We start from the raw sequence: 13,322 nt of genomic DNA, 5'->3' as shown, positions 1-13,322 counted from the left end.
GCGAGTTCGTCGGTCGCCAGCAGCGCCGCCGCCCTCGTTGGTGAGCGGTTTATAGGCGACACACCCGAAACAAGTCAACACAGACTTTGAAAGAAAATGAAGTTTTTGATAAGTGTCTGAATTCAATGGTGTATTTGGAACATCCGTCAAAACATGCGCGAATCCGGGTCACAATCATCGAAATCAGCCGACAAAATCTTTCCCAAATGGTCAAAATTGGGAAAGGGCAACTAGTAGGTAGAATGCGCCCTAAAGCGCCCTTACGCTGTGGCTTACCGTGAACTTGCGCTTCTCCAGTTCGGGGAAGAAATCGGCTGCCGTGAAGTATTCCTCCGGCGCCCAGACACCGGGTCGCTTCGGGTTCTTCAAGACCAGCTGGGCAGCGATCGACGCACTCATCGATGTGCCTGCATCCACATAAGGCGCATACATCTCATCCGGCGTGACGATCACCTCGTAGCGGACCTCGACCGGCTTGCCATCTTTCAGGCCCCGGCCAATGGCGAAATGGATCTCAGAACTTTCCTGCTGCGGAATGCGGTGCGGATTGCGGGCAATGTTGCGCTGGATGACCGCGTTGAGCACATCCAGCGGCTTGACCGACACGCCACCGACCTCGACAGGATCGTTGAAATCGCCAAATCCTGCCTTCACCAGACCGACCCAGGCCTCATGCTCGCGGTGCGGCAGATGCAGTTTCCAGGTGAACTCCTGGATGCCCTTGTCGCGAATGCCATCGGCGAGCGGCACGGTCAGCTGTTCGGAATGTGGCGAATACATGAATTCGCAGCGTCCCCACGGTTCCGGCAGGTCGAGCACTTCCCTGCCCGTCATCGGTGCGCATTCGACATGCTTGCCACCGAAGAACTGGGTGCTCGGATGGGCATATTCGGCCAGAACCGTCGAGACGCTATAGGGCGGCATCAGGATGGGGTTTTCATCGCCGGTCAATTCAGCCGCCCAATAGAGGTTGATCTTCTCGATCGTATCGAGTTCGTCGGCCACCGCCCGGCAGATGACGTTGGACATGCCGGGATCGGCACCGACGCCAACAACGGCGGTGACGCCCGCCGCCTTGAAGCGCTCATGCTCGGCGATCTGCTTGACGGTGAACGTGCCGAGGCCGCCCAGATCCATATAGGCGACCTTTGCGGATAGTGCCGCCTCGAAGATGGTCATCTGGAAACCGAGCAGGGTGGGCACGCAGTTGATGCAGAGATCGGCGCCCTCGATCGCTTCCGCCAGCCGCGCCGGGTCGGTGACATTGAGGTCGAACAGTTCCAGCCGCGAGTCGCCGAGATCAGCAACAAGGCTTTCCATGCGCTCGCGCGACGTGTCGCAGATGCGGATCGTCGAAATATCGACAATGGCGCGGTCGGAAACCAGGTCGCGGACGATACCGGCGCCCATCAGGCCGGCGCCACCGAGAATGGAGATTTTCATAATCCAAATGTCCTTTTCGAATTCTTGGCCCTGTAGGCATCAGTTTCTTCAGAGAGCTGCGCCCCCTCATCCGGCGCTTTGCGCCACCTCTCCCCGCTGGGGAGAAGAGAATTTGTCAGACGTGCTTGCGCCCGCCTTCCTGGTAGAACCAGCTGTCGGGATAGGGGTACCACCACTCGTGAATGACCGGCTTGTGGTCGATGATCACCATTTTCGAGCGGCGAAAGGCGTCCAGCCCCTGGCGGCCAAGTTCACGGCCCATACCGGATGCCTTCCAGCCGCCGAAGGGCAGAGCATCATTGTCGATCATCGGGTTGTTGACCCAGACCATGCCGGAGTCCAGCCGCTCAGCCGCTTCCATCGCCTCCTCCAGGCTGGTGGTGAACACCGAAGCGCCGAGGCCAAAAGGACTGTCATTGGCAAGCCGCACGGCCTCATCGAAATCGGCGACACGGGCGACGGCGGCAACCGGGCCGAAACATTCTTCCTGCATAATCGCCATATCCGGTGTGCAGCCGGTGAGGATCGTCGGTTCATAGAACCAGCCGACCGGCTCGCTTTCCGGAATCTTGCCGCCAAGGATAACGGTTGCGCCCTTGGCCTTGGCATCCTCGACAAGCCGGATCACCTTTTTGCGCGCAGCTTCGCTGACCAGCGGGCCGATCTCGGCTCGGGTCAGACCGTTACCGACACGCAGGCGGCCGGCCTGCGCGGCAAATTTCTCGATGAACGCATCATGGACGCTGTCGACGACGAAGAAACGTTCGGCCGAGGTGCAGACCTGGCCGGAGAGATGGAATGCGGCGGTAACGGCACCCGCGGCGGCGACATCAAGCGGCGCATGCGCGGTGATGATCATCGGATCGCTGCCACCCGCCTCGATCACCGCCGGTTTCATCTGGCCCGCGGCGGCAGAAGCCACGGCCCGGCCGGCGGCAACCGAACCGGTAAAGGCGACGGCGTGGGTGAGCGGCGAGGCGATCAGATACTGCCCGACCTCTGCGCCACCCGGCACGCAGGCGATCAACCCCTCCGGCAAGGCCTCGAAGACGGTCATGAACTCCAGCGTCGACAGGGTCGTCGCCAGCGCGGGCTTGATGATGCAGGCATTGCCGGACGCAAGCGACGCCGCCACCGTCCAGCACATCAACAGGATCGGGAAATTGAACGGCATGATGTGGACGCTGGTGCCGAGCGCTTCATAGCGCGCATATTGGAACGACCCGGCCTGCGTCGTGCCGGCCACCTTGCCGGCCTCGTCGCGGGCCATTTCGGCGAAATAGCGGAAGGCGCCGGCGCAATTGGCGACCTCGCCGATCGCTTCCGGATAGGGCTTGCCCATCTCGCGCGACATCAGTTCGGCGCAGGTCAGCATGTCGGTCGCCTCGATCCGGTTGGCGATCCGGTGCAGGATGGTGGCGCGGCTTTTGGCGTCGAGACGTTTCCAGTCCGACTGGGCCTGTTTGGCCGCAAACAGTACGGCATCAAGTTCCGCAACCGTCGTCTCAGCAAACACGCCCTCGTTTCCAAGCGTGGCGGGATTGATCACCGTATGACGCTCGCCCGTCGCCGTGATGTAGACCGGGTGCCGGTAGAAGACGGGCTCGGTTGGATTGAACATGGTGTTTTCCTTGTCGCTTTATTCCGAGAGGTGAAGTCTCCCTCACCCTGCCCTCTCCCCGCCGGGGAGAGGAGGAACAGAATTCGCCGCTACCTCTTCTCCCCGATGGGAGAAGGTGCCCGAAGGGCGGATGAGGGGGGCTGCCCGCGCGGTTTGCCCCCAAAACCCTCAGCGGATCATGTAAACCTTCTTGATCGTCTCATGGACGGTGCAGACGCCCTTCCAATCCTGCGGGAAGAAGGCTGCCGTATCCGGGGTGATCTCGATCACTTCGCCCGATTCATGCACATAGGTGCAACGGCCTTCGAGGAAGTGGCAGAATTCGTCGCGCGTCACGTGGCAGTCCCACTTGCCGGGTGTGCAGACCCAGAGCCCGCATTCGGATTCACCGTTCGGGCCCTTGTGGATCAGCTTGCCGGTCGTGCGGCTTTCGCCCTCGATCATCGTTGAGATAATGCCCCAGTCCTTGAGGTCGGTCTGTTCGAGCGGCTTGCGCATCAATGGTGTTGCGGTCATGGCGTGTTTCCTTTCGTCTTTTCTTTGGGAAGCGGCGGCGTTTGGAGAAACGCCAAGAAACCGCTGCAGTAGTTTCAAGTCCGCCGGTCAGACCAGCATGTAGATGTTGCGCATGGTCTCGATCACGTGGCACTCGCCGGTCCAGCCGCCGGGAAACATCACCACCGTGCCCGCCTCGACCTCGATCACCTCGCCCTCGTCGGAGCGGTAGATGGCGCGGCCGGCGACGAAATGGCAGAACTCGTCGCGCGGGATCGACAGCCGCCAGCGGCCGGGCGTGCAGAGCCAGATGCCGGATTCCGGCCGGTTGTCCGGCCCCTTGTGTACGAGCCGCCCAGTCGATTTCGAGTGGCCCTCGACACTGTCGGGCTGCAGGCCCCAGTCGACGAGGTCGTCATAAGTCGTGGCGTTGTAGATGTGGGGGGCGGATGAAGGCTCAGCCATCGAATGTCCCCGTCTGTGCCAGCTGATCGAGAATGGCCGCGGCCTTTGCCGGGCCGTTCTGCGACTGCATATGGGCGCTGGTCGCTGCCAATTTCGCCTTCATCTTCGGATCGTTGATGCAGGCATCGAGCTTGGCGGCCAGTTCCTCGTCCGTCCAGTCGTAGCGCGGCATCTTGAAGCCATGGCCGGTCTCATCGACGCGGGTGGCATTGTCGTGGCCATCCCAGACATAGGGCATGATGATCGCCGGCTTGCCGAAATAGAGGCATTCGGTGAACGAGTTGTTGCCACCGTGATGAATGGCCGCATCGATTTGCGGAATAACGGACGGTTGCGGAAACCAGCTATCGACAATGATATTACCAGGCAGGTCGCTATACTGCTCCTTATAGTCGCCGACATTGACCAGCGCGCGATAGGGCAGTTTTCCAATTGTGGTGATCAGCCGCTTCAGAAGATCGGTATCGCCGGCACCAAGACTGCCAAAGGATATATAAAGAAGAGGCTTGTCGTTGTTCTCGGAAAAGACCGGGACGTCGTAGGGTTTTTCCTTGCGCACGCAGCCTTCGAGATATTGAAACTGTTTCGGATCGAGCGAATGTTCCCGATCGAACTTCACCGATTTCGGATAGAGCAACAGGTTCATGAAGGGTGATGCCTCGAAGAACTGGCCGATCGGATAGGCCGCCTCCCCGGTCGACGCGAGGAAGCTATTGAAATCGTCGTGGATCGGTTTGATCACCGTGTTGAACTTTTCACGGTAGGCGGCATGACCGGCCCTATCGTCCTGACGGCAGCCAGAAAGGTGCGGCGGGATGTTGTCGTCGTCAATTTCGTTTTCCGAGCAGGAGATGATCCGCACCCAGGGCTTGCCGAACTGCTTGATGGCCGGAAACAGGATGACGTTATCGACGCAGATCAGGTCGGGCTTGATTTTGGCGAGCACGCCTGGCAGGTCCTTCTCAGCCCACTTGGCGCTGTCGACGATCGCTTCCCAGCAGTCGCGCACATAGTTGCTGATCTGGTCGTAGGGGCTTTTGCGGAAGTTCGGGATATGGCCGTTGATAAAATCCTCCCAGAACTTTGCCATCTGTTCCGGCGGCATCGGCGCCGAGAGGTTCACCGGATAGGCCTCGAAGCCATAGCCCTTGTAGACATCGATGAAACCGGGATCGGACAGAAAGACGGCCTTGTGGCCGAGCGCCTCGACAGCCTGCGCGATGCCGACGGAATTGAGCGCCGGGCCGAAGGCCGCTTCCGGAAAGAATGCAATCGTCTTGGACATCAGTTCCCTCTTGTTTTCTTTAGTCCTGGAAAATCCGGCAGGCTGCAGCGTCGAACCCGAGCGTTACTGCAGCGCCTGTCTGCACAATGGCTGCCCCGGTGGCCGCCACGCGAACCTGAAGGGGTACGGCCGATAGAGCCGTCTTGACGTAGAGTTGCCGGTCGAGACCGTGATAGGCGGCATCGACGACGGTTCCGGCGATCCCGGAGCCTACCGGGCTCAACATGATATTTTCCGGCCGGATCGCCAGCACGGCCTTGGCGTTGCGTTTCAGACCTTCGGTATTGCAGACGAATGCTTCGCCGCCTGAGCGAAACTGGGCATCGCTGCCGATCTCGCCCTCAATGAAATTCATCACACCGATAAAGCCTGCAACGAAGCGGTTGGCTGGCCGCTCATAGACCTCTTCCGGCGTGCCGCACTGGAGAATGCTGCCGTCCTTCAACACCGCGACCCGATCGGCCATGACCAGCGCCTCTTCCTGATCGTGCGTGACGATAATGAAGGTGATCCCGACCTCATTTTGCAGCCGTTTTAACTCCAGCTGCATTTTTTCGCGCAGCTTCTTGTCGAGCGCGCCAAGCGGTTCGTCGAGAAGCAAGACCTTCGGCCGCTTGATCAGCGCGCGGGCGAGAGCCACACGCTGTTTCTGCCCACCGGAAAGCTCAGCCGGCTTGCGCTCGGCCAGCGCCTGCAGGTCCGTGGTCTTCAACATCTCCTCGACGCGCGCCGAAATTTCGGGCTTGGCAAGCCGTTCCATTTCGAGGCCGTAAGCCAGGTTCTGCCGAACCGTCATATGCGGAAACAGGGCGTAGGACTGGAACATCAGGTTGAGCGGCCGCTTTTCCGGCGCCTGCCCGGTGATGTCGTTCCCTGCCAGCCGGATACGGCCTTCGTCCGGCACTTCGAACCCGGCAATCATCCGCAAAAGCGTGGTCTTGCCGCAGCCGGACGGGCCGAGCAGCGCGAAAAATTCGTTCTCTCTTATATCCAGCGACAGGCCGTTGACCGCGATGGTTTTGCCGAAGCGCTTGACGACATTGTCGACCGCCAGAACCGGGGCTTTGAAAGAAGTGTTCATCGGGTCATCTGTTCTTTGTTCAGCCATTGCGAAAGGAGCAGGGCAGTAGCGCTGACGCCCATGACGATGGTGGCGAGCGCATTGATTTCCGGCGTCACGCCGAAGCGGATCATCGAATAGATCTGCATCGGCAGGGTGATGGAGGAGCGCCCGGCGCCGGAGGTGAAGAAGGCGATTATGAATTCATCGACCGACAGGGTGAAGGCAAGCAGCGCACCGGCGATGATGGCTGGCAGCAAAACCGGAAAGGTGATCCGCCAGAAGGTGGTGAACGGCGAAGCTCCGAGATCGCGAGAAGCCTCGACAATCGAGAAGTCGAAATTCTTCAAGCGGGCACGCACCACGGAGCAGACGAAGGCGAGATCGAAGATCACGTGGCTGATGATGATCGTCGGCAGGCCCATCGTCACGTTCAGACGCGAAAACAGGGTGAGAAGTGCCACGGCCAGCACGATATCGGGAATGACCATCGGCGCAAACGCCAGCGCTTCGAGAGCCGTGCTCTTGCGCTTGCGCGTTTCCATGCCGATCGCCAGCATGGTTCCGAGTACGGTGGCGATCAGCGTCGCGAAGATCGCCACGACCAGCGTGTTCCAGGCGGCATGCAGGATATCGCCGTTATTGGCGAGCGAGACGTACCAGCGCAGCGAAAAGCCAGACCAAGTCGTCGGCAGGCCGCTTTCGTTGAACGATAACAGCACGAGAACCGCGATCGGCAGATAGAGGAAGCCGAAGACCAGGACGAGGATGGTCCGCCCGGTCAGTTTGGTGCGCAGGGCATCAGCCATTGGCGGCCTCCTGCTTTTCGCCGCTGAAGCGCGCCGAGGCACGCGCCTGCAGAAGCAGCAGACCGATCATGATGGCGATCAGCACCATGCCGAGTGCTGCACCGAACGGCCAGTCGTTGGCGGTCAGGAACTGGTCATAGACAAGATTGCCGATCATCTGGAACCGGCCGCCACCGAGCAGTGCCGGGGTGACGAAATTGCCGATCGAAAGAACGAAGACGAACACGCCACCGGCAGCCACGCCCGGCATGGTCAGCGGCAGGGTGACGCGGAAGAATGTCCGCACCCGCGAAGCGCCAAGATCGCGAGAGGCTTCGATCAGTTCGCCGTTCAGCCGCGACAGGCTGGAATAGATGGCGAGGATCACGAAGGGCAGGTAGTTGTAGACCAGGCCGGTAATGACAGCGCCTTCACTATAAAGGAGCGCCAGCGGCTCGCCCTCGTAACCAAACCAGCGCAGCAGATTGTTGATCAGGCCCTCGCGGTTCAAGAGCACGATCCAGGCATAAGTGCGGATCAGGTAATTGCTCCAGAACGGCAGGACGGCAAAGAACAGCAGCAGCGGTTGCGTCCGTTTGGGCGCCAGGCAGATGGCATAGGCGGCGGGATAGGCAATCAGGATCGCCAGCAAGGTCGCCAAGCCTGCGATGCGCACCGATGTCAGAAAGATCTTCGCGTAGAGAGGATCGATGACCCTTTGAAAATTTTCCGCCGTCAGCGTGTTTTCGATGCCGCCGTAAAGACCGCGCGTCAGGAATGCATAGGCCAGAATGATCAGGCACGGAACGACCATGAACAGGACGAGCCACGCAACGGCAGGCAGAGCCATGAGATTGGAACGAACCGTCTGCGAGGACAAGAAAAGGACTCCGGATTGAATGGCCGCGCTCTTAAATGAGCCATGAGTGCGGGGCTGCTTGGCTTGCTCTCTCTTCTCCCCAGCGGGGAGAAGTGCCGAGCGAATGCGAGGCGATGAGGGGGTCTTTCCGCAACTCTCAGCTTGCCGCACCGCCCCCTCATCCGCCCTTCGGGCACCTTCTCCCCGCTGGGGAGAAGAGACAGGGTTAGTTCGCCGCCTTGATCTCGCTGACCGCACGCGAATAGTCGCGTTGGGCTTCACCGAGGTCCTGCAATTCCTCGTATTTGACCAGCGTTTCCGGCGACACACCCATGGTCGGGTATTTCTTGATCAGTTCCGGATCGAGGCTTTCCATGGCCGGCTTGTTGGGCACTTCGTAGAAGATATTGGACGCGGCCCAGGCGTGGTTCTTGGCTTCGAGGATGAAGTCGAGGAACTTCAGCGCCGCTTCCTTGTGCTCGGAATTCTTCATCACGACCATCGTATCGATCCAGAGATCGGAGCCTTCCTTCGGCACGACGAACTTGATCTTGTCGTTCTCGGCAATGCCGTAATTGCACCAGCCGTCCCAGGCCTGCACCAGCGAAGCTTCACCGGAGACGAGCTTGGAGAAGAAAGTCGTGTCGTCATAGGCGAGCAACGTCTTCTTCGCTTCGATCAAAAGGTTCTTGGCCTCTTCGATCTTGGCCGGATCCTTCTCGTTGACCGAATAGCCTTTCAGAAGCAGGGCCGGCGCCATAAGCCAGCGGTCGGTCGAGAGCATGGTAATCTTGCCCTTCAGCGCGTCCGGCGGCGTCAGAAGATAGGACCAGCTGTCCGGCGTTCCTTCGACCAGATCGGAGCGATAGCAGAGACCAGTCGTGCCCCAGGCATAGGGGATGGCATAGGTATTGCCCGGATCGAACGCCAGCTTGGTCGCTTGAGGATAGAGGTTCTTGAGATTCGGCACCTTTTCGGGGCCGAGCGGCTCGAGCAGGCCTTGGCCGTTGAGGATATGGGCGAACGGCGAAGAGACGAACACAACGTCGTAGCCCTTGCCCTGGCCCGCCATCAGCTTGCCCATGATCTCTTCGTTGGTGGCGTGGTTGACCACCTCGATCGTCAGTCCGGTCGCCGCCTTGAAGGTTTCGGCGATGTCCGGCGCCATGTATCCGGCCCAATTGGAAATGACGAGATCGGCCGATAGCGCCGTTCCTGCAGAAAGAACCATGGCTGTCGCGGCAAGACTGGCCAGGCGCAATTTCACTGACGTTTTCAAGGGTAGTCTCCCGTTGCTGGCGCAGCCCGGATGCCAAGCAGATCTTGGGCCATCGCCGCATGCGCAAATACATCGTCCCGGAAGGTATCGCGGTAATACGCAATGCCTCACCCGAGGGTTCAACCTCTGTTCCCAAAGCGGCGCGCCGATTATCCGGTCTATGTCTCGCTTCGTCAGGCAGTATTATTTATAAAAAAAATACGTCAATACAAAATCGTACCAGTGGCGAAAATTTAACAAACACTCTTGCAGACCTTTTGCAGAAGATGCAGCATGTGCTTTACTCTATGGCATTCAAAGGTACAGGCGATGCAAGCAGAGGCAAAAAAGGTAAATCATCGCCATGTTGAACTGGCGCAAAAAATACTCGATATCGCCACAGAACGCGGCATGAGCCGCGGCGAGCGGCTGCCGGAACAGGCGCTCGCCTCCCGCTGCAACGTTTCACGCACCCCGATACGCAAGGCTCTGCAGATCCTTGCTGAAAAATCGATCGTCACGGCCGAGACCGAGGGCGGTTATCTGCTTGCCATCGATCCGGCTTCATTTCCTGGACTGGAGGATACGACGCAGCCGGCCGAGGAAACCGAGCTTTACAACGCCATCCTGCGCGACGTCTCGGCCGGACGCATCAGTGATTCCCAGACCGTCGCCAGCCTGCAGCGCCGCTATGATGCATCCCGCAATGCGGTGCAAAACGCGCTGACTCGGCTGGCCGAGGACAACCTGGCGGAACGCGCCGCCGGCCAGCAATGGCTGATCAAGCAGTTCGCCATCAGCGGCGATGCCGTAGCCAAGAGTTTCGAATACCGCCTGTCCTGCGAACCGCTTGCGCTCACCATGCCCGGTTTCCGCCGCGACGCTGCGGCGATCACCTCGCTTCGGCAATCGATGGAGATCCTGCGCTCGATGACGGAAAACGGCTTCGATCAGAAACTGTTTGAGCGCACTGATTTCGACTTTCACATGCTGATCGCCAAAAGCTGCGGCAATCCCTTCATGTCGGAGGCTCTGTCGAGCCATCACCGCCGCCGCCGCTCCAGCCAGCCACCGGTGCATGTCAACGCCTTCCGGCTGATGCAGTCCAACATGGAGCATATCCAGATGCTGGAACAGATCGAGCGCGGCCAGCTTGAGCTTGCGGCTGACCTGATGCGCGTGCATATCCAGCTTTCCCATTCGCAGCGGCCACGCCTTGCCGGGCGCGGCGTTCCGCCCGTCTTCAAGGTCGTGGGCTAGATATTTGGTGCACGCATGAGCCAGCCCAAGGTGATCGCCTTTTTCCCAGAAGCCAGTTACGGTGCAGCCCTCAACTGTGTCGGCATCGCCCAGGAACTGCGCCGGCTGGGCGCCCGCCCGGTCTTCATCTGCCATCCCGGCTTTCGCGGCGTTTTCAGCGAGTATGGCTTTCCTGAATATCTGCTGCAGTCAGCCGGAACGGAGAGCCAGACCGACTGGACCGACTTCATCAACCGGCATCAGGACGCCTTCCGGCAAACGCCGCTGGAGCAGGTAAAAAGCTATGTCGCCCCGACCTGGGAGGCGATCGTCGACACGGCAATCGCAGCGGAGGAACCACTTCGCCAGTTGCTGGCGCAACTGAAACCGGCGGCCATCGTGCTCGACAACGTCGTGATGTTTCCGGCGGTTGCCAATGCCGGCGTACCGTGGATCCGGGTTGTCTCCTGCGCCGAGACGGAGTTGCCCGATCCGCAAGTTCCGCCCTATCTCTCCGGCTGCGGCGGCAAGCCCGGCGCGGATTGGTCGGCGTTTGCACGCGCCTATGCCAAGGCCGTAGCGCCGGCGCAGAAACGCATGAATGCGTTCCTCGCGGAATGCGGCCTCAGCCCGCTGCTGCCGAGCGAATTTCTTGAAAACTCGCCGTACCTCAATCTGCTTCTCTCGCCGGATGCCGTGCGCTTCGAGCGTGAAAAACCGCTCGATCGGAAACAATTCGTCTATCTCGACGGCTGCGTCCGGCAGGAAGCTCCCTATACGCTGCCGCATTTCGCCTCGCATCAGGAGGCGCCGCTGGTGCTTGCGAGTTTCGGCAGTCTCGGCGCCATGGACGTGTCGATGATCAAGCGGATGATCGGTGTTTTCGAAACCCTGCCCTATCGCTTCATCGTCAATGTCGGGCCCTGGCGTGACGAGTACAGCCGCATCCCCGACAATGTCTTTCTCGAAAGCTGGTTTCCGCAGCCGTCCGTCGTCGAACAGTCGAGCCTGTTCATCCATCACGGCGGCAATAACAGCTTTTGCGAAGCGCTGTATTTCGGCGTGCCGTCGCTGGTCATGCCGTTCTGCTGGGATGGCCACGACAATGCGCGCCGCGCCGAGGATGTCGGTGTCGGCAAGAGGATCGACCGTTACCGCTGGACGGACGGCGAACTAGCCGCAACGATTACCGGCCTGCTCGACAATTCCACACTGCGCGATACACTTGCGGCCAATTCCGCGATGATGAAAAAGTCCGCCGGCGTGACGGTGGCCGCCAAGGCGATACTCGATCTGATTTAAACAAGGACGTTGGCATGCAGGACAGGCTTTATATCGACGGTGCGTGGGTAAGGCCTGAGAAAGGCGGCACGCTGGATGTCATCGACCCCGCCACCGAACAGGTCATCCACAAGGCCCCGGCCGGCACCAGTGGCGATATCGACAAGGCCGTCAAAGCCGCTCGCTACGCCTTTGATTCCGGCCCCTGGCCGAAATTCACCGGCACCGAGCGTGCCGTCTACTTGCGCGCCATCGCCGCCAAAGTCACAGAGAAACGCGAGTTTCTCGCCAGGCTCGAGGTCGCCGACAATGGCAAGCCGCTGCCGGAAGCGCTCTGGGATATCGACGACGTCGCTGGCTGTTTCAACTATTATGCCACTCTGGCAGAAGAACTCGATCACCACCCGGAAGAGACCATCCCGCTCAGTGAGCCGCGTTTTTCTTCGCGGGTCGTGCGTGAACCGTTGGGTGTGGTCGGCGCCATCACGCCCTGGAACTACCCGCTGCTGATGGTCTCCTGGAAAGTCGCGCCGGCCCTCGCCGCCGGCTGCACCATGGTCCTCAAACCCTCGGAACTGACACCGCTCACCGCGCTCGAACTCGGCGTGATTGCTGAGGAAATCTGCCTCCCGGCCGGCGTGCTCAACATCGTCACCGGCACCGGGATGCAGGCCGGCGAACCGCTGACCGAACATCCGCTGGTCGATAAGCTCGCCTTTACAGGCTCGGTTTCCACCGGCCGCAAGGTAATGATGGCCGGCGCGCAGGACATCAAGACCGTCAGCCTCGAACTTGGCGGCAAGTCGCCATTCGTCATCTTCGCCGACAGCGATATCGAAAAAGCCGTCGAGTGGATCATGTTCGGCATTTTCTGGAACCAGGGCCAGGTCTGTTCGGCAACCTCGCGCGTGCTGGTCGAAGCCGGGATTTATGACGCCGTGGTTTCGCGCCTGTGCGAGGAAGCAGCCAAGATTAAGATTGGCAACGGCATGGAAGACGGCACGCTGCTCGGCCCGATCGTCTCCAAAGGCCAGTATGACAAGATCACCTCGGCCATCGATCGCGCCCGCATCGACGGCGCAACGGTCGCTTATGGAGGCAGCCGTCCGGCGGGCCTCAACAGCGGTTATTTCCTGGAACCGACTGTGCTCACCGGCATGAGCGAGGACAGCTATGTCTGGAAGGAGGAAATTTTTGGCCCGGTGGTCTGCGTCAAGCCGTTCAAGGATGAGGATGACGCCATCCGCATGGCCAATGACAGCCGATTTGGGCTAGCCGCCGCAGTAATGTCGAAGGATGTGATCCGCGCCGAACGCGTCGCCGAAGCTTTTCGCGCCGGTATCGTCTGGGTCAACTGCTCGCAGCCGACCTTCGTCGAGGCCCCCTGGGGCGGTTATAAACAATCCGGTATCGGTCGCGAACTCGGCCATTGGGGGCTGTCGAACTATCTCGAAACCAAACAGATCACCCGCTTTAACAGCGACGAGCCGTGGGGATGGTATCTCAAACAGTGAGGCGCAACGGACAC

13 protein-coding genes are annotated in these 13,322 nt (G+C 60.0%); 4 read left to right on the top strand and 9 right to left on the bottom strand.

The window, feature by feature from the left end:
- Window positions 1–249: 249 nt before the first annotated feature.
- The 9 genes from ACP7E6_RS27990 to ACP7E6_RS27950 all read right to left on the bottom strand — a co-directional run bounded on the left by ACP7E6_RS27990 (window position 250) and on the right by ACP7E6_RS27950 (window position 9,295).
- Window positions 250–1,443 (bottom strand): saccharopine dehydrogenase family protein, encoded by a 1,194-nt coding sequence (locus tag ACP7E6_RS27990; RefSeq protein ID WP_426233243.1) that lies wholly within the window; start codon window positions 1,441–1,443, stop codon window positions 250–252.
- A gap of 115 nt (window positions 1,444–1,558) precedes the next feature.
- A complete protein-coding gene (locus ACP7E6_RS27985) occupies window positions 1,559–3,064 on the bottom strand; it encodes an aldehyde dehydrogenase family protein (protein ID WP_426233241.1) in 1,506 nt (501 codons plus the stop codon).
- 168 nt (window positions 3,065–3,232) lie between these two features.
- Window positions 3,233–3,580: a cupin domain-containing protein gene (locus ACP7E6_RS27980; RefSeq protein WP_426233239.1), complete on the bottom strand. Its 348-nt coding sequence runs from the start codon at window positions 3,578–3,580 to the stop codon at window positions 3,233–3,235.
- Between the two features lie 87 nt (window positions 3,581–3,667).
- Window positions 3,668–4,024, bottom strand: a complete 357-nt coding sequence (locus tag ACP7E6_RS27975) for a cupin domain-containing protein (RefSeq protein WP_426233237.1) — start codon at window positions 4,022–4,024, stop codon at window positions 3,668–3,670.
- Entirely contained in the window at window positions 4,017–5,312 is a 1,296-nt protein-coding gene (locus ACP7E6_RS27970) for a nucleotide disphospho-sugar-binding domain-containing protein (protein ID WP_426233247.1), read from the bottom strand. The genes ACP7E6_RS27975 and ACP7E6_RS27970 overlap by 8 nt, the downstream gene beginning before the upstream one ends.
- Before the next feature lie 16 nt (window positions 5,313–5,328).
- Window positions 5,329–6,390 (bottom strand): ABC transporter ATP-binding protein, encoded by a 1,062-nt coding sequence (locus ACP7E6_RS27965; protein WP_426233235.1) that lies wholly within the window; start codon window positions 6,388–6,390, stop codon window positions 5,329–5,331.
- On the bottom strand, window positions 6,387–7,178 hold the full coding sequence (locus ACP7E6_RS27960; RefSeq protein WP_426233233.1) for an ABC transporter permease: 792 nt from the start codon (window positions 7,176–7,178) through the stop codon (window positions 6,387–6,389). Before ACP7E6_RS27960 ends, ACP7E6_RS27965 begins: the two co-directional genes overlap by 4 nt.
- Window positions 7,171–8,007: an ABC transporter permease gene (locus ACP7E6_RS27955; RefSeq protein WP_426233245.1), complete on the bottom strand. Its 837-nt coding sequence runs from the start codon at window positions 8,005–8,007 to the stop codon at window positions 7,171–7,173. Before ACP7E6_RS27955 ends, ACP7E6_RS27960 begins: the two co-directional genes overlap by 8 nt.
- Before the next feature lie 235 nt (window positions 8,008–8,242).
- A complete protein-coding gene (locus ACP7E6_RS27950; RefSeq protein WP_426233231.1) occupies window positions 8,243–9,295 on the bottom strand; it encodes a polyamine ABC transporter substrate-binding protein in 1,053 nt (350 codons plus the stop codon).
- A gap of 59 nt (window positions 9,296–9,354) precedes the next feature.
- Here ACP7E6_RS27950 and ACP7E6_RS27945 point away from each other — a divergent pair, with 59 nt between their 5' ends.
- Genes ACP7E6_RS27945 through ACP7E6_RS27930 form a run of 4 tightly spaced genes read left to right on the top strand, consistent with a single transcriptional unit; the run spans window position 9,355 to window position 13,308 of the window.
- Complete coding sequence (locus ACP7E6_RS27945; RefSeq protein ID WP_426233229.1) at window positions 9,355–9,645, top strand: hypothetical protein; 291 nt, start codon at window positions 9,355–9,357, stop codon at window positions 9,643–9,645.
- Complete coding sequence (locus tag ACP7E6_RS27940) at window positions 9,605–10,534, top strand: FCD domain-containing protein (RefSeq protein ID WP_426233227.1); 930 nt, start codon at window positions 9,605–9,607, stop codon at window positions 10,532–10,534. Before ACP7E6_RS27945 ends, ACP7E6_RS27940 begins: the two co-directional genes overlap by 41 nt.
- Before the next feature lie 15 nt (window positions 10,535–10,549).
- A complete protein-coding gene (locus ACP7E6_RS27935; protein ID WP_426233225.1) occupies window positions 10,550–11,815 on the top strand; it encodes a glycosyltransferase in 1,266 nt (421 codons plus the stop codon).
- A 14-nt stretch (window positions 11,816–11,829) separates the two neighbouring features.
- Window positions 11,830–13,308: an aldehyde dehydrogenase family protein gene (locus tag ACP7E6_RS27930; protein WP_426233223.1), complete on the top strand. Its 1,479-nt coding sequence runs from the start codon at window positions 11,830–11,832 to the stop codon at window positions 13,306–13,308.
- Window positions 13,309–13,322 lie beyond the last annotated feature (14 nt).

This window comes from Pararhizobium sp. DWP3-4 (assembly GCF_049898205.1).
GTDB lineage: Bacteria > Pseudomonadota > Alphaproteobacteria > Rhizobiales > Rhizobiaceae > Pararhizobium.
Note: the sequence above shows the minus strand (reverse complement) of the source record. Positions and strands in the feature narration are given on the sequence as shown.